The organism is Andreprevotia sp. IGB-42, assembly GCF_009848685.1.
In the GTDB taxonomy this organism is placed as follows: domain Bacteria; phylum Pseudomonadota; class Gammaproteobacteria; order Burkholderiales; family Chitinibacteraceae; genus Andreprevotia.
Genome location: NZ_WXTX01000006.1, coordinates 110,772 through 126,872 on the forward strand (window position 1 = coordinate 110,772; position 16,101 = coordinate 126,872).

General features: G+C 60.0%; 16 protein-coding genes. 7 read left to right on the forward strand and 9 right to left on the reverse strand.

Going from position 1 to position 16,101, the window contains the following annotated elements; genetic code table 11:
* Positions 1-164: 164 nt before the first annotated feature.
* A complete protein-coding gene (gene ccoS / locus IGB42_RS10935; RefSeq protein ID WP_159671422.1) occupies positions 165-374 on the reverse strand; it encodes a cbb3-type cytochrome oxidase assembly protein CcoS in 210 nt (69 codons plus the stop codon).
* Entirely contained in the window at positions 375-2,798 is a 2,424-nt protein-coding gene (locus IGB42_RS10940; protein WP_159671424.1) for a heavy metal translocating P-type ATPase, read from the reverse strand.
* 60 nt (positions 2,799-2,858) lie between these two features.
* Here IGB42_RS10940 and IGB42_RS10945 point away from each other — a divergent pair, with 60 nt between their 5' ends.
* The gene (locus IGB42_RS10945; protein ID WP_159671426.1) at positions 2,859-3,308 is read left to right on the forward strand and encodes a DUF4124 domain-containing protein; all 450 of its coding nucleotides are present in this window, start codon (positions 2,859-2,861) and stop codon (positions 3,306-3,308) included.
* A 36-nt stretch (positions 3,309-3,344) separates the two neighbouring features.
* On the opposite strand, the gene IGB42_RS10950 is transcribed toward IGB42_RS10945, so the two are convergent.
* Both IGB42_RS10950 and IGB42_RS10955 read right to left on the reverse strand, forming a co-directional pair.
* Complete coding sequence (locus tag IGB42_RS10950) at positions 3,345-3,728, reverse strand: RnfH family protein (RefSeq protein ID WP_159671428.1); 384 nt, start codon at positions 3,726-3,728, stop codon at positions 3,345-3,347.
* Positions 3,721-4,149: a type II toxin-antitoxin system RatA family toxin gene (locus IGB42_RS10955; RefSeq protein WP_159671430.1), complete on the reverse strand. Its 429-nt coding sequence runs from the start codon at positions 4,147-4,149 to the stop codon at positions 3,721-3,723. Before IGB42_RS10955 ends, IGB42_RS10950 begins: the two co-directional genes overlap by 8 nt.
* A 76-nt stretch (positions 4,150-4,225) precedes the next feature.
* Here IGB42_RS10955 and dnaB point away from each other — a divergent pair, with 76 nt between their 5' ends.
* Together dnaB and IGB42_RS10965 are read left to right on the forward strand one after the other, a co-directional pair.
* Positions 4,226-5,644 (forward strand): replicative DNA helicase, encoded by a 1,419-nt coding sequence (gene dnaB / locus IGB42_RS10960; RefSeq protein ID WP_159671432.1) that lies wholly within the window; start codon positions 4,226-4,228, stop codon positions 5,642-5,644.
* A 1-nt stretch (position 5,645) separates the two neighbouring features.
* Positions 5,646-6,017 (forward strand): cupin domain-containing protein, encoded by a 372-nt coding sequence (locus IGB42_RS10965; protein WP_159671434.1) that lies wholly within the window; start codon positions 5,646-5,648, stop codon positions 6,015-6,017.
* 69 nt (positions 6,018-6,086) lie between these two features.
* Here the strand turns inward: IGB42_RS10965 and IGB42_RS10970 are convergent, their stop codons facing one another.
* The 3 genes from IGB42_RS10970 to IGB42_RS10980 all read right to left on the reverse strand — a co-directional run bounded on the left by IGB42_RS10970 (position 6,087) and on the right by IGB42_RS10980 (position 9,095).
* On the reverse strand, positions 6,087-6,860 hold the full coding sequence (locus tag IGB42_RS10970; protein WP_159671436.1) for a ParA family protein: 774 nt from the start codon (positions 6,858-6,860) through the stop codon (positions 6,087-6,089).
* 290 nt (positions 6,861-7,150) lie between these two features.
* A complete protein-coding gene (locus IGB42_RS10975) occupies positions 7,151-8,554 on the reverse strand; it encodes a PhoH family protein (RefSeq protein ID WP_159671438.1) in 1,404 nt (467 codons plus the stop codon).
* An 82-nt stretch (positions 8,555-8,636) separates the two neighbouring features.
* Positions 8,637-9,095: a peroxiredoxin gene (locus tag IGB42_RS10980; RefSeq protein ID WP_159671440.1), complete on the reverse strand. Its 459-nt coding sequence runs from the start codon at positions 9,093-9,095 to the stop codon at positions 8,637-8,639.
* Positions 9,096-9,206: 111 nt separating this feature from the next.
* On the opposite strand from IGB42_RS10980, the gene dcd reads away from it, so the two are divergent.
* The gene (gene dcd, locus IGB42_RS10985) at positions 9,207-9,782 is read left to right on the forward strand and encodes a dCTP deaminase (protein WP_159671442.1); all 576 of its coding nucleotides are present in this window, start codon (positions 9,207-9,209) and stop codon (positions 9,780-9,782) included.
* A 71-nt stretch (positions 9,783-9,853) separates the two neighbouring features.
* On the opposite strand, the gene IGB42_RS10990 is transcribed toward dcd, so the two are convergent.
* Positions 9,854-10,381, reverse strand: coding sequence for an RDD family protein (locus tag IGB42_RS10990; protein ID WP_159671444.1), 528 nt, complete (start codon positions 10,379-10,381; stop codon positions 9,854-9,856).
* Between the two features lie 140 nt (positions 10,382-10,521).
* Between IGB42_RS10990 and mgrA the strand changes: the two genes are divergently transcribed.
* From mgrA to IGB42_RS11005, 3 genes are all read left to right on the forward strand, one after another.
* The gene (gene mgrA, locus IGB42_RS10995) at positions 10,522-11,565 is read left to right on the forward strand and encodes an L-glyceraldehyde 3-phosphate reductase (RefSeq protein WP_159671446.1); all 1,044 of its coding nucleotides are present in this window, start codon (positions 10,522-10,524) and stop codon (positions 11,563-11,565) included.
* A gap of 132 nt (positions 11,566-11,697) precedes the next feature.
* The gene (gene cysS / locus IGB42_RS11000) at positions 11,698-13,071 is read left to right on the forward strand and encodes a cysteine--tRNA ligase (protein ID WP_159671448.1); all 1,374 of its coding nucleotides are present in this window, start codon (positions 11,698-11,700) and stop codon (positions 13,069-13,071) included.
* A gap of 190 nt (positions 13,072-13,261) precedes the next feature.
* On the forward strand, positions 13,262-15,589 hold the full coding sequence (locus IGB42_RS11005) for a serine/threonine protein kinase (RefSeq protein ID WP_159671450.1): 2,328 nt from the start codon (positions 13,262-13,264) through the stop codon (positions 15,587-15,589).
* 160 nt (positions 15,590-15,749) lie between these two features.
* On the opposite strand, the gene IGB42_RS11010 is transcribed toward IGB42_RS11005, so the two are convergent.
* The gene (locus IGB42_RS11010; protein WP_159671452.1) at positions 15,750-16,034 is read right to left on the reverse strand and encodes a hypothetical protein; all 285 of its coding nucleotides are present in this window, start codon (positions 16,032-16,034) and stop codon (positions 15,750-15,752) included.
* Positions 16,035-16,101: the final 67 nt, after the last annotated feature.

The window sequence follows — 16,101 nt, forward strand, 5'->3', positions numbered from 1 at the left end:
AAACTCCGATCGATCTCCAAAACGGAAAAATGTGAACCTGTGCCGCACTTGTTGCCTGCGACGCCCCATTGCGGGGCTGGTGTCCGATGGTGCCGTCAATTTATGACGGCTTGCTAAGCATGCATTTGATAAAAATCAAGCTATACCGATATTCGGCGCACATTTTACCGTTCGTCGCCGTCAGCGTCTCGGGTTTTTTGTATATCGGCCCCATCTGCCCGTTCCTTTTGCGGTGCGTCATCGTCGTGCAGGATGCGGTAAGCCGGCCCTTCGAGGTCATCGAACTGACCGCCCCGCACCGACCACCAGAATATGATGCCGATCACGAACACAAGTACCACTGAAAGCGGAATCAGCAAATACAGACTTTCCATCTAGCGTGCCTCCGCTTTGACCAGACGCAAGGCGTTGAGCACCACCAGCAGCGAACTCGTTGCCATGCCCAGGCTGGCCAGCCACGGCGTAACCAGTCCGGCGACGGCCAGCGGCAAGGCAATCATGTTGTAGCCTAGAGCCCAAGCCAGATTTTGGCGGATCACCCGACGGGTGGAAGCCGCGATCTGCAGCACCTGCGGAATGCGCGCCAGGCGGTTTTCCAGCAAAACCGCGTCGCCACTGGCCTGCGCGACATCCACGCCGCCGCCCATGGCAATGGATACATCGGCTGCCGCCAGCACCGGCGCGTCGTTGACGCCATCGCCCACCATCAGCACGCGCGCACCGCCGGCTTGCAACTGCTGCAGATAATCCAGCTTGTGTTGCGGCGTGGCCTGCGCCCGCACCGTGGTGATGCCGGCCTGCAGCGCTGCTGCCGCCGCACTGGTATTCCGGTCGCCGCTGAGCAGGTGCACGTTCAAACCCATCTGCTGCAGTGTACGTACCGTGCTGGCCGCGTCATCGCGCAGCGTGTCTTCCAGCCGGAACGCGGCCAGCCACGCATGCCCGTTCACCAGGTACAGCAGCGCAGGGTCGGCATCCACCGGCCGGGGGGCGGTGCAATGCAGTGCAACGAAATCCGCATGACCGATGGCATGGCATATACCGTTGATGCTGCCGCTCAGGCCGCCACCAGGCTGGGCATGTATATCGCTGGCCTGGTAAGGTGTGGCGCACCTGAACGCCTGCGCCAGCGGGTGCTCGGATGCGTGCTCGAGCGCAGCAGCCAGCAAGACCGCGTCATCGGCATTGCCCGCCAGCGACATCACCTGTACCAGCTGCGGTTTGCCGGTAGTCAGTGTACCGGTCTTGTCGAACACCACATCGGTGAGGCCGGCCATGGCCTCCAGCGCATGGCCGCGCGATACCAGCAGGCCCAGTTGCGCCAGGCGCCCAGTCGCCGCAGTCAACGCCACCGGCGTAGCCAGAGACAGCGCACACGGGCAGGAAATCACCAGCACCGCCACTGCAATCGGTAGCGCATGCGCGGGATCATGAAAGTGCCAATACAACCACGCTGCGGCAGCCACCAGCAGCAATGCGGCTACGAACACGCCGGCAATGCGGTCAGCCTGCTCGGCCAGTCGGGGTTTTTCGGCCAATGCACGGTCGAGCAAGCGCACGATGCTGGCAAGGCGGGTGGATTCACCGCTGGCCTCTACACGCACGATCAGCGGCGAGTGCCCGTTCACGCTGCCGCCGATGACGATATCGCCGCTTTGCTTGTTCACTGCGGCGCTCTCACCAGTCAGCAGTGCTTCGTTGGCGCTACTGATGCCTTCCAGTACACGTGCATCTGCTGCAAAGGTTTCGCCAGCCTTCACCAGCAATACGTCACCCGCCTGCAATTGCCCGGCTGGAATTTCCTGGCTGGTGTGGCTGGCCGGCCAGCCTGCCAGCTTGTGCGCAAAAGCAGGCGTGAGCCTGACCAGTTGCTCCAGCGCGGCGCCGGCGCGTTGCCTTGCCCCCTGTTCCAGATAACGGCCGCCCAGCAGCAAAAACACGAACATCGATACCGAATCGAAGTAGATCGCGCCATGTCCGGTCAGCAGCGTGTACACGCTGGCAAAAAAAGCCGACAGCACACCGATGCTGACTGGCAAATCCATGCCGGTGCGGCCCCGCCGCAGGTCCTGCCAGGCTGAACGGTAGAATGGCCAGCTGCAATACACCGCCACCGGCAGCGTCATGATGAAGCTGGCCCATTCAAGCAGGCTCAGCCACTGTGCATCGATTTCGCCTGCCGGCGCCAGATAGACCGGCACTGCGAACATCATCACCTGCATCATCGACAGGCCTGCCACCCACAGCCGCAGCATGGCCGACTTGCGCGCCTGCTGTTGCGCCAGCTCCTGGCGAGCCTGATCGTAGGGCTGTGCGCGGTAACCGATGGCGGCGATGGCGGCCAGGATGGCGGACAACTGGATGCGCGTTTCATCCCAGCGCACGCGGGCGCGGTGCGTGGTGTAGTTGATCGATACGCCCAGCACACCCGGCAGCCGGCTGATTTGCCGCTCGTTCAGCCACACGCAGGCAGCGCAATTGATGCCTTCAATCAGCAAGGCTGCTTCACGGCTGGTGGGGCTATCCATGTGGACAAAGCTTTGCTGCAGCCGGTGATCGTCGTAGAGTTGCAGTTGTTGCTGCAATTCATCCGGCATGGCTTCGGCGCGGTCGGCGGGTTGTTGCCGCTGCCGGTAATAGGCATCCAGCCCGGCATCGATGATGCTTTGCGCCACGGCCTGGCAGCCGGCACAGCAGGTGGCGTGCTCGAGCTGCCGATAGCGGATGGGGAAGGCTGCAGCGCCGGGTACGGGCTCACCGCAATGAAAGCAGGCGAGTGCAGCGGGTGTGGCGGTCATGCCGCCATTTTACCGTCGATAACGGTGCCATGCTTGCCGTGAACCGCGTGATTGCCTAGATTGGCAGGCATAACCCTAATGGAAGTCGTCATGAAACGGATCTATGTCCTTGCTTTGCTGCTGGTTTCCGCAGCAGCAAGCGCCGAAATTTACAAATGGAAGGATGCCAGCGGCAACTGGCAGTACTCGGATCAGCCGCCGCCGGCCGCCGTCAAGGGCAAGGCCACGGTCGTCAAGACCAAGGATCAGCCGGTCAGTGCAATGCCTGGTACCAAGGTCAACCCTGTCAGCACCGCGACGGCATCCAGCGCTGCGGCCGAGACAGCGTCCGCACCCAAAAAAGTGAACCCGCAAGCATGCCAGGAGGCTCAAATTCGCCTGCGCTTCCTGCAAGGGGCGACACAGATGCGCATGACCAACGAAAAGGGCGTGACCGAATTCCTGCCTGCCGAGAAGAAAAAGGAAGAAATCGCTGCCGCCCAGAAGCGCATTGAAGACAATTGCGAATAAGCGCCAGCGCTGTTTTGCCCCTCGTGGAAAACCGGCTCAGGCCGGTTTTTTATTGTCCGCATCCTTGCCGGCAGCATCCACTGCAGCGGCTTCGCGGCCAGCGCCCATGGTCTTGCCTTCGGCCACCCTCGCTCGGCGTACTTCCTTGGGGTCGGCGATCAGCGGCCGGTAGATTTCCACCCGGTCCCCGTCCCGCAGCGGGGTGCCGGGCTGCGCAACCTTGCCGAAAATGCCGATGCGGTTGCGTTGCAGATCGATATCCGGGTATTGCGCCAGCAGGCCCGAGGCGTCGATAGCGGCGCCTGCCGTGGCAGGTACCGGCAGCACCAATGCAACCAGCTGCTGGCGGGCTGGCGTGGCGTAGACCACTTCGATCTGGATGACTCCGGGCGGGATGCCGGCTGTTAGTGCATCAGCCATGACGACGGTCCGCTTCCTTGATGAAACAATCGACAAAGGTATTGGTAATTTTGCCGAATACCGGGCCGATCAATGCTTCGAATGCGCGGCTCTGGAACTGGTAATCGAGGTCGAACTCCACCTTGCACGCGTCATCCATCAATGGCGTGAAGCGCCATGTGCCTTCGAAATGCTGGAACGGGCCGGCAACCAGCCGCATGTCGATGCGGTTCTCGCTGTTGGTATTGCGCGTGCGGAAGTACGATTTCACCTTGAGGAAATCGATGCGCACGGTGGCTTCCAGCGTGTCTGCAGTGCGCTCGTGAATCTCCACGCCACCACACCATGGCAGGAACTTGGGATAGTCCTCGACACGATCGACCAAGGTCATCATGCGTTCGGCGGAATGGGTGACCAGCACGGTCTTGCGGATGGACTGCATGGGATAGGCAAGGGGACCTCGCCAGGGAAAAACCGCTAGAATGAGCGCCTTCCCTGATACAAAGCCAGTTCGGAAAATGACGGAGCATCCTATCGCCGCTGATGATATGGCGCAACTTGCGTCCCTGCGCCTGCCGCCGCACTCGGTTGAAGCCGAGCAGTCGGTGCTGGGTGGCCTGCTGCTGGAAAACAGCGCATTCGACCGTGTTGCCGACGTGCTGTTCGAGCAGGATTTCTACCGCGATGACCATCGGCGCATCTGGCAGCACATTGCCAAGCTGATCGAACATAACCGCCCGGCCGACGTGATCACCGTGGCCGAATCGCTGGATAATGCCAACGAACTGGCCTACGTGGGCGGCTTGGCCTATCTGGGCATGCTGGCGGCCAACACGCCATCGGCGGCCAATATCCGCCGCTACGCGGAAATCGTCCGCGAGAAATCGGTGATGCGCCAGCTGGCGAGCGTCGGCACCGATATTGCCGACGCCGCATACAACCCGAACGGGCGCGAACCGGCAGAGCTGCTCGACGAAGCCGAATCCAAGGTCTTCCAGATTGCCGAGCAATCGGCCAAGGGCAAGCAGGGCTTTATCTCCATGCCCCCGATCCTGAAGGAAATCGTCGAGCGCATCGATTACCTGTACAAGCAGGACAATCCGTCGGAAGTGACCGGCGTGGCCACCGGCTTCATCGATCTGGACAAGATGACATCCGGCCTGCAGAAAGGTGACCTGATCATCGTGGCTGGCCGCCCATCGATGGGCAAGACGGCGTTTTCGGTCAATATTGCCGAGCATGTGGGGTGCGAGCTGCACCTGCCGGTGGCGATTTTCTCGATGGAAATGGGCGCCGCCCAGTTGGGCATGCGGATGGTGGGTTCGATCGGCAAGATCGACATGCACAAGCTGAAAACCGGCCGCTTTGAAGACGAAGACTGGATGCGTCTGACGCATGCCGTGGGTAAATTGTCTGAAGCGCCGATCTTCATCGAGGAAACCGGTGCACTGACCGCACTGGACCTGCGCACCAAGGCACGCCGGCTGGCCCGCCAGGTGGGCGGGCAACTGGGCCTGATCGTGATCGACTACATCCAGTTGATGGCAGGCCGCGCTGGTGGCAAGGACCAGAACCGTGCATCCGAGGTGAGCGAGATTTCCCGCTCGCTCAAGGCGCTGGCCAAGGAGCTGCAGGTGCCGATCATTGCGTTGTCGCAGCTGTCCCGCCAGGTGGAACAGCGTACCGACAAGCGCCCGATGATGTCCGACCTGCGTGAATCCGGCGCCATCGAGCAGGATGCCGACATCATCATGTTCATGTATCGCGATGAGTACTACAACCCGGATACGAACATGAAGGGTCTGGCCGAGTGCATCATCGGCAAACACCGGAACGGCCCGGTGGGCAAGGTGCCGCTCAGCTTCCAGGGCATGTATTCGCGCTTCAACAACGCGCTGATCCGCCCGGAAGGCTGGTCGTCGGACCTGGAGTCCTGACATGGCCGGCGTTGCTCCCGCCATTGTCCATTTCGGCCGGCAAACCGTCGAACCCGCGTTCGACCGGCCAAGGGCAGACCGTCTGGAAGCCGGCAACCCGCTGCGCACCACCTTCGAGCACTATGCGGCGGATGGACTTTCCAGCGGCATCTGGCATTGCGAGCCCGGCCGTTGGCGCATCCGGTTTGCGCCCAACAAGCATGAATTTTTCAGCGTGATTTCCGGCCGGGTGCGCCTGCACGATGCGGCGGGCAGTGTGACCGAAATTGGCCCGGGCGAAGCTGCGGTGATCCCGGCAGGGTTTGCCGGCCAGTTCGAAGTGCTTGAGGCAGTGGAAAAGTATTTCGTGGTGGTTGAAACGGCGCCTGCCTGATGACGCAGGTCGCATATGCAAAAGCCCGGCAGGGTCCGGGCTTTTTCTTGGGGGCCGGGAGTGCGCGGCCTAGTCGTTCAGCCGCACCAGCTCGCTTTCCACCAGTTCATCCAGCAAAAAACCGAAGTCCTGCGCTGCCGTGCCATCGGGTTCGATATCGAATACATTGCTTTGGCCGATCACCGCAGCCTCGAACGATTCGCTGCAGCGGATGCGCGTTTTCAGTACTTCGTTGTAGAAATGGCGCTGCATCTGCTTGAGTACGGTTTCCGATGCCACGCTGCCGGGTGTGTGGCGATTGAGCAGGTAGCGGCGTGTTTTGCGGCTATCGAGCTTTTCCAGCCCCAGCAGCGTGCGTTCCGTCATGGCCGCGCCGTTGAGCGCCAGCATTTCCGGTGCCACCGGCACCAGGATCAGGTCAGCTGCCAGGAGCGCGGCAAAGCTCAGCACGCCCAGCATGGGTCCGCAATCGATCAGGACCGGCGTGGAGTCGGCCAGCATTTCTGCGGTGAGGCCCAGCTTCAGGCGCCAGATATGATCACGGTGGCGGGTGATCTGTGCATCCACCTTGGAAAGCTCCAGGTGCGATGGCACGAAATGGATGCCGTTTTCCAGCGATACCGCCAGATCGGATAGCGGCAGCACGCCGCGAAAGAACTCGTGCACGCTGTAGCGCGGTTTTTGCGGCTGCGAGAAGCCCCAGTAATGCGACAGGTGCGCTTGCGGATCCAGATCGATGACAAAAGGTGTCTGTCCGTTCTGCGCCATAGCGGCTGCCAGGTTCGCGGTGACCGTGGTCTTGCCGACACCGCCTTTCTGGTTGAATACCGCGATGACCGTCATGCTGTTTTTTCCATCCTGTTCTCCCTGCGCGGATGGTACAGCAGGACGGCAGCAGCGGGTATCCGCAGGCAGGCGCAATGCCGGTGCAAGCTGCGGGCCAGCATGAGCAAAATGCGCTAACCGTCCGTTACATTTGAGATTTATCACTGCGGCTTGCGGCGGCCCATGCCGGTCATTCCGATAGACGGCTAGCCCGATAGATCCACGTTAAAAAGGCTGCATGGGTGGGTGGAAAAGGCAAGAAAAAGGGGCCTTGCGGCCCCTTGTACGGCATTGCCGGAATCGGCGTATTACAACACCTCCGCCGCGTGATCGGCGAGGCGGGAGCGCTCGCCACGCTGCAGCGTGACATGCCCGCCATGCACCCAGCCCTTGAAACGGTCCACCACGAAGGTGAGGCCGGAAGATCCTTCGGTGAGGTAGGGCGTATCGATCTGGCTGATATTGCCCAGGCACACCACCTTGGTGCCGGGGCCGGCACGGGTGATCAGCGTTTTCATCTGCTTGGGCGTGAGGTTTTGCGCCTCGTCGATGATCAGGAACTTGTTGAGGAAAGTGCGGCCACGCATGAAGTTGAGCGATTTTACCTTGATGCGCGAGCGGATCAGGTCACGCGTGGCCGCGCGCCCCCAGTCACCCGCTTCCGCGTCTGACTGGTTGAGTACGTCCAGGTTGTCCTCCAGCGCGCCCATCCATGGCGCCATTTTTTCTTCTTCGGTACCAGGCAGGAAACCGATGTCTTCGCCCACCGGCACCGTTACGCGGGTCATGATGATCTCGGTATAGATTTTCGATTCCAGCGTTTGCGCCAGGCTGGCCGCCAGGGTCAGCAACGTTTTACCCGTGCCGGCCTGCCCCAATAGTGAAATGAAATCCACATCCGGGTTCATCAGCAAGTTGAGCGCAAAGTTCTGTTCACGGTTGCGCGCCGTCACCCCCCAGATGGCGTTCTTGCCATGGCTGTAGTCCTTCAGGCTCTCGAATGTGGCGGTTTTGCCTTCGACCGAAATCACCCGCGCTGCAAATGGTTCGCCTTCCTGGTATAGCATCTGGTTGACGTACAGATCCGGGCAGTCAGGCCCCTTCACCCGCCAGTAACTCTTGCCGCCTTCCTGCCAACTCTGCATGTCCTTGCCGTTCTTTTCCCAGAAAGGCAGGTCGATTTCCCGGATGCCGGTATAAAGAAGATCGGTATCTTCCAGCACCTTGTCGTTGAAGTAGTCTTCGGCCGCCAGGCCCATCGCGCGCGCCTTGATGCGCATGTTGATGTCTTTGGAAACCAGGATCACTACGCGCTTGGGCTGCATTTGCTGCAGGTGATGCAGCACGCCAAGGATCTGGTTGTCCGCCTTGCCCATCGGCAACTGGGCCGGCAGCACGCTGGTGATGGCTTCGGTCTGCAGGAACAGGCTGCCGATGGCCTGGCCCTTGCTGGCTTGCTCCAGCGATACGCCTTCGTGCAGATCCAGCTCACGCCCGGCAATCAGCTCTTCGATGAAGCGGCTGGTCTGGCGTGCATTGCGGGCCACTTCGGTCATGCCTTTCTTGTTGTTGTCGAGCTCCTCCAGCGTCATCATCGGCAGGAAGAGATCGTGTTCCTCGAAACGGAAAATCGAGGTGGGATCGTGCATCAGCACGTTGGTATCCAGCACAAACAGCTTGCTTTCCTTGCGGGAGGATTTGCGGGCGGCCATGAGCGTTCTCCTAGTTGTGGGCGGGATAACCAGCCGCGAGCTGATCTTCGCGGCGTGAAAAAAGCGGCCATAGCCGCTTCTTTCACTTCAATGTCTGTACAAAGCTCAGGACTTCATCCACGTGACCCGGCACCTTCACGCCGCGCCACTCCTTGACGATCTTGCCCTCCTTGTCGATGACGAAAGTACTGCGTTCAATACCGCGTACCTGCTTGCCGTACATGTTTTTCAGTTTCATCACGCCGAATGCTTCGCACAGCGTTTCGTCCGGATCGCTGATCAGCTCGAACGGGAAGCACTGCTTGGTCTTGAAGTTTTCGTGCGATTTCACGCCATCGCGGCTCACACCGAAGATGCGCACGGCGGCGGCGTCGAAATCTGCATGCCTGATGCGGAAATCATTCCCCTCGGTGGTACAGCCAGGGGTATTGTCTTTGGGGTAGAAGTACAGGATGAAGGCTTGGCCTTTCAACTGTTGTGGATCGAAAGTCTGACCGCTGGTCATCGGCAGCACGATTGCCGGGCAGGGTTGGTTGAGCATTGCGGTGAGTAACTCCAGAAGATGTGCCCTTGACCTGATTCTCGGCAAATGTGTGCCACTCGGCAAGGTGCTTTACAATACGCAGCAAATTTTGAAATTGGTGTGACAACGATGAGTATCAAGAGCGACCGCTGGATTCGCCGCATGGCGCAGGAACACGGCATGATCGAGCCCTTCGAGCGCGGTCAGGTGCGTTACGTGAACGAGCAGAAAATTGTCTCTTATGGCACATCGAGCTACGGCTACGATATCCGCTGTGCAGACGAGTTCAAGGTGTTCACCAACCTGAACTCCACCATCGTCGATCCGAAAAACTTCGATGAGAACAGCTTTGTAGATGTTGCCGGCAAGGGCTACTGCATCATTCCGCCCAACTCGTTCGCACTGGCCCGCACCGTCGAGTACTTCCGCATCCCGCGCAACACGCTGACCATTTGCCTGGGCAAATCCACTTATGCGCGTTGCGGCATCATCGTGAACGTCACCCCGTTCGAACCGGAATGGGAAGGCTACGTGACGCTGGAGTTTTCCAACACCACGCCATTGCCCGCCAAGATTTACGCCAACGAAGGTGTGGCGCAGGTGTTGTTCCTGGAAGCCGATGAAGACGATGTATGCGAAACCAGCTACCGCGACCGCGGCGGCAAATACCAGGGCCAGGTAGGCGTAACGCTGCCCAAGACCTGATCTGTCAGCAGGAAGAAGCAAAGCAAAAAGGCCGCTACGCGGCCTTTTTGCTTTGCTGATTTCCGCGTTGTTCAGCTCGCATTGATGACGCGGGTGCCGGCAATCAGGTCGTGCACACAGCGGCGGTCTTCGCGGAAGATGAACAGCACGTCGATCATCGGCGGGAAGCTGCCGACGAAAGGAATCATGCTGGCCAGCTGGATGGGCAGGTAGCGTTTGGCAACCAGCGGCAGGAAGTCGGGCTTGTTGCCTTCCAGCGTCACGATGGCGATGTTCAGCAGCTTCTTGCCGATGGTCTGGCCAGAGCGATACAGCAGGTAACCGTGCACAAGCAGGAAGAAAGCAAAGCCCGCACCACCCATGGCAAGCACGCTGGTAAAGCTCATTTGCTGGCCGCGCATGGCTGCCTCGAAGGTGCCGCTGAACCACATATAGGGGAACACGAATGCCAGGCTGATCAGGCCATCAATGATTGCGGCGCCAAGCCGGGTGCCACGTGTTGCCAGTTGCAGCACGCCGGGTGGGCTGGCTTCCAGGTCCACCCGGGTTGGGGAATATGGATTCTGCGGGGCGTTCATGGTGGTCTGTCTCTCGTTCATGGTTGTTTTTTTTCAAGTAAGTTCATTGCGATAAAATCGCCGGCACAGATTGCACCGGCATGCTGGTTAAACCTTAAATCCGCCACGGCCATACTGGCGTAAAGTAACGGCATTGCCCGAAACCGACCCGAGGAACGCCCATGGCCTACGTTGCCGCCCCTGATCGTTACGAAAACATGCAGTACCGCTTCTGCGGCAAAAGCGGTTTGCAGTTGCCGCTGCTGTCGCTGGGCCTGTGGCACAACTTCGGCGATACCGTGCCGCTGGCACGCCAGCGCGAGATGCTGCATACGGCATTTGATCTGGGCATCACGCATTTTGACCTAGCGAACAACTATGGCGTGCCGTTCGGCAGCGCCGAGCGCAACTTTGGCCGCATCCTGGCGGAAGACTTCAAACCGTACCGCGATGAACTGATCATCTCCACCAAGGCCGGCTGGGACATGTGGCCGGGCCCGTATGGGCAAGGCGGTGGCTCGCGCAAATACGTGCTGGCCAGCCTCGATCAGAGCCTGCAGCGGCTGGGGCTCGATTATGTCGATATCTTCTATTCGCACCGTTTTGATCCGGATACCCCGCTGGAAGAAACCGCCATCGCGCTGGCCACTGCGGTGCAGCAGGGCAAGGCGCTGTATGTGGGGATTTCGTCGTACTCGCCCGGCAAGACGCTGGAAATGACCGCGTTGCTGCGCGAATGGAAAGTGCCGCTGCTGATCCACCAGCCGTCGTACAACATGCTGAACCGCTGGATCGAGGGCGAACTGCTGGGCACGCTGGAACAGCAAGGCATAGGCTGCATCACCTTTACCGCGCTGGCGCAGGGCCTGCTGTCCGACAAATACCTGAACGGCATTCCGGAAAGCGCACGCATCAACCAGCCGGGTGGCGGATCGTTGCAGAAGGCGCATCTGAATGACGACAACATCGCACGCGTACGCGCGCTGAATGCGATTGCCCAGCGGCGTGGCCAGAGCCTGGCGCAGATGGCGCTGGCCTGGGTGCTGCGCAACCCGGCGGTCACCACCACACTGATCGGCGCCAGCAGCGCCGGGCAGATCCGCGAGAACGTGGCAGCACTGCAGAACCTCAGCTTCAGCGCGGACGAGCTGCGTGAAATCGACCAGTACGCGGTCGAGGCAGGCATCAATCTGTGGGAAAAACCATCCACGGATCAGCACGTCTGATTGATGTCGGTAGCAATGACGAGCGGGCAGCCGGTGCTGCCCGTTTTGCTGCTTTCTCGCCACAAACAGGGCGGGGTGCTCTGTTAGAATGGCGTTTTGGCCGCCCTTTGATTGATCGAGATACCGCCCCCGATGCTGACGCTGCACAACACGCTCTCCCGCAAGAAAGAAGTCTTTCAACCCATCGACGCCGGCAAAGTCCGCCTGTATGTGTGCGGCATCACCGTGTACGACTACTGTCACATCGGCCATGCGCGCATGGTCACTGCGTTCGACATGGTTTACCGCTGGTTGAAGATTTCCGGGTTCGATGTGAATTTCGTGCGCAACATCACCGATATCGACGACAAGATCATCAAGCGCGCCGCCGAGAACAACGAGCCCATCGAAGCACTGACCGGCCGTTTCATCACCGCGATGAACGAAGACTTTGCCGCGCTCAATCTGCTGGTGCCCACGCATGAGCCACGTGCTACCGCGCATGTGGCAGGCATGGTCAGCCTGATCGGGCAACTGATCGCCAAGGATCGTGCCTATGCGGCGGACAATGGCGACGTGTACTACGCGGTGCATGCGTTCCCCGGCTACGGCAAGCTGTCGGGCAAATCGCTCGATGACCTGCGCGCAGGCGAGCGCGTGGGCATTGATCAGCACAAGCTTGATCCACTTGACTTCGTGTTGTGGAAATCCGCCAAGCCGGGCGAGCCATCGTGGCCGTCGCCTTGGGGCGCCGGGCGCCCGGGCTGGCATATCGAATGCTCGGTGATGAGCGAGCATCATCTGGGCAGCCATTTCGATATCCATGGTGGCGGTGAAGACCTGCAGTTTCCGCACCATGAAAATGAGATTGCCCAATCCGAAGGCGCACACGACCATGCGTATGTGAATTACTGGATGCACAACGGCTTCATCCAGGTGGATGGCGAGAAGATGAGCAAGTCGCTCGGCAACTTCTTCACCATCCGCGATGTGTTGCAGCATTTCGAAGGCGAAGTGATCCGCTTTTTCATCCTGCGCAGCCACTACCGCAGCCCGGTCAACTTTGCCGACAGCCTGCTGGCGGACGCCCGTCAGGGCCTGACGCGCCTGTACACCGCGCTACGTGGTCTTGAACTGGCCGTGGACGATGGCATCGACTGGAACGGTGCCCATGCGGCGCGTTTCAAGGCGGCGATGGATGATGATTTCGGCACGTCGGAAGCGGTCGCCATCCTGTTCGAGCTGGCTGGTGAAGTGAACAAGAGCCGTGATCCGGTACTGGGCCGCACCCTCAAGCAACTGGCCGGCGTATTGGGCCTGCTGGAAAAAGACCCTGAAGTGTTCCTGCAAGGCGGCGTCAGCGACAGTGTATGGACGGCAGAACGTATCGAAGCAGCCATTGCCGGCCGCAAGGCCGCACGTGCGGCCAAAAATTTTGCCGAATCGGACCGCATCCGCGATGAACTGACCGCTGCCGGCATCGTGCTGGAAGACAGTGCGGCAGGCACTAGCTGGCGCCGCGGCTGAGTTTTCTCTCCCTGCCCCATGACGGCCACTGCAGGCATTGCTTGCGTGGCCGTTTTTTCATGATTGCCAACCAGCAATTTTGTTTGTTTATGGGCGGCTTTCACGCATGGGCTGCCGGCGAAAATACAGTAAGGTTTCTGCTGACTTCGGGCCATGCAGGCGACTATAGTGTGTCGATGGAGGCCCTTAATTGACCACGCTGAACAACCGATTCGAAGTCAGGAAAACGCTGGGCCAGGGCGCACAAGGAACGGTTTATCTGGGGCACGACCTGCAGCTGGATCGGCCGGTGGCGCTGAAGGCGCTCAAACCGGGTACCGCTGCGCTCGACAGCGATGAAATCCGCCTTTCCAGCCGCCTGCAACACCCGAATATCATTACCTTGTATGACGCATTTCAGGGGGACAGCCAGCCTTGGCTGGTGTTCGAGTTTGTAGAAGGCGAGACACTGGCGCAGCGTATCAAGCGTGATGGCGCAATGCTGCCGGTCAAGGCGGTCACGCTGATTCTTGGCGTGCTCGACGGCCTTGCCTACGCGCATGCGCAGGGCGTGCTGCACCGCGATATCAAGCCGCAGAACATCATGATTGATGCCCAGGACCGGCCTCGCATCGCCGATTTCGGCATTGCTGCTGTACGTGGCAGTGCCGAGGCCAGCAAGATGGCCGGTACGGCAGGCTATATGGCGCCGGAGATGCTGCGCAGCATGCCGGTAGACAGGCAGGCCGACATTTTTGCCGCCGGCATGACGCTGTATCTTGCATTGACCGGCCAGAATGCCGCGCAGGGGGAATCGGCGTTCGCCATCCTGCACCGGGTGGCCAATGAACCTTTCGTGCCGCCATCACAGGTCAAAAGCGGCATCGACGAAAAACTGGATCACCTGGTGATGGTGGCCTTGTTCAAAGACCCGAAAGAGCGCTATTCGGATGCTGCCGCCATGGCTGATGCGCTGCGCGAATGGCTGGGTACGCAAGCCGGCAAGGTGGAAGAAGCCGCGGGAGCGGGCAACAGCACCATCGATTTCCTGTTGCGCCGCATGCGGCACACAGAGGACTTCCCCGCGCTTTCGCAGGCCATCACCGCCATCAACCGCATCAACGAGAGCGATGCGGAGCGCCTGCAGGTGCTGTCCGATGTGGTGCTGAACGATTTCTCGCTGACCAACAAGCTGCTGCGCATCGTCAATTCCGCCACCTATAGCCAGTTTGGCGGCACCATCAGCACCATTTCCCGCGCCATCGTCATCCTGGGCTTTGATGCCATCCGCAACCTGGCGATCACCCTGCTGCTGTTCGAGCACATGCACAATAAGGGCCAGGCTGAAACACTACGTGATGCCACGCTCAAGGCCTTTTTTGGTGGCTTGCTGGCGCGCGAGCTGGGTCGCAAGGGGGGCGGGCGAGATATCGAGGAAACGCTGATCTGCGGCATGTTCAGCCACCTGGGCAAGCTGCTGACCATTTATTACTTCCACGAAGAAAGCGTACAGATCGACAAGCGCGTGCAGGCCGGTGCAACCGAGCAACAGGCAGCCATTGCCGTGCTGGGTCTCGATTATGGCGAGCTGGCCATCGGCGTCACCCGCCATTGGGGTTTTCCGGACCGCATCGTCAACAGCATGCAGGCCTTGCCTGAAGGCGTGGTCAAATCACCGCAAAACCAGAACGACAGGCTGCGTCTCTACGCTAACCTGAGCACGGAAATGCTGCCGCTGCTGGAACAGACACCCAAGATCATGCACAAGAGCGCGGTCGCGCTGGAAAGGCGTTACGGCGGTGCCAGCGGTATGTCCGAACGGGAGTTCGTGAGCATGCTGGAAAGCAGCCGCGACCTGTTTCTGTCCCACCTCACCACGTTGGGCATCGATCACCAGGGCAGCAGCTTTATCCGTAACCTGCGCAAACTGGGCAAGGCCGCCAGCAACGGGGACGAGGGCACCGAGCCTGATACGCTGGACGGTGCGCGGCTGGAAACGGAAATCGGCACCAATCCGGCCGCCACCGCAGTGCTGGCCGCTGGCGTGCAGGACATCACCAACACGCTGGTAGGCGCTTTCAAGCTGAACGACCTGCTGCGCATGATCCTGGAAACCATGTATCGCGGCATCGGTTTCGAACGCGTGCTGCTGTGCACGCGCGACCCCAAGCAGAACGTGCTGCTGGCGCGATTCGGTTTCGGTACCGACATCAACGACATCATTCCGGGCTTCGTGGTGGAAACCGGCAAGGTGAACGATGTTTTCCAGGTGGCGCTGCAGCGCAATGCGGACATCCTGATCGAGGATATCGATGCTGCCAGCATCAAGGAGCGCGTGCCGGTGTGGTACCGCAAGCTGGTACCCGCGCAGACCTTCATCGTATTGCCGCTGGTGCTGGACAAGCGCGTGATCGGCATGTTCTACGCAGACCGTCCGCGTGCCGGCACGCTGAAGATCGGCAATGATGAATTGAACCTGCTCAAAACGCTGCGTAACCAGGGTTTGCTGGCCATCAGGCAAAAACAGGCGGGCGGCTAAGGGCAGGGTGCCGGTTTGTCAGTGCGAAGCCAGCTTTGAGGCTGCTACAAAACCCTGCTGGCGGCGTTGCACGGGGAGACATCATTGGCCACGCTTCACCGGCCATCACCTGCCAACAACACTTGGCCAGCGGCGTTCCTGCTGACTTTGTTGGCGACTCTCAGCCGTTGTTCGCGTCCAGCCAGTCCGAACCTTCCGACAGGAAGTGAGCCAATGCGGCAGAAACGCCAGCCTCGAATCCCGCTGCGCCATTCTGGATTTCCAGATCAACCAGGCGTTTTACCTTGGCGCGATCTCCGCCGCATGCGTCGAGCAGCAAACCGTATTTTCGCCTGGCCTCCAGTGTGTACTTGCCGCGTAACGGCGATTGCCTGCCACGGAAGAACAACAGGAAAACCAGCAACAGGATGCTGATGACGGTAATCACTTGAATAAGCTGGTCCATGAACGCGCGGCGTATCCCCATGCCATCAGTGGGCAACGCCTCCAGTATGCCAGCAGCTTTGCCGGCA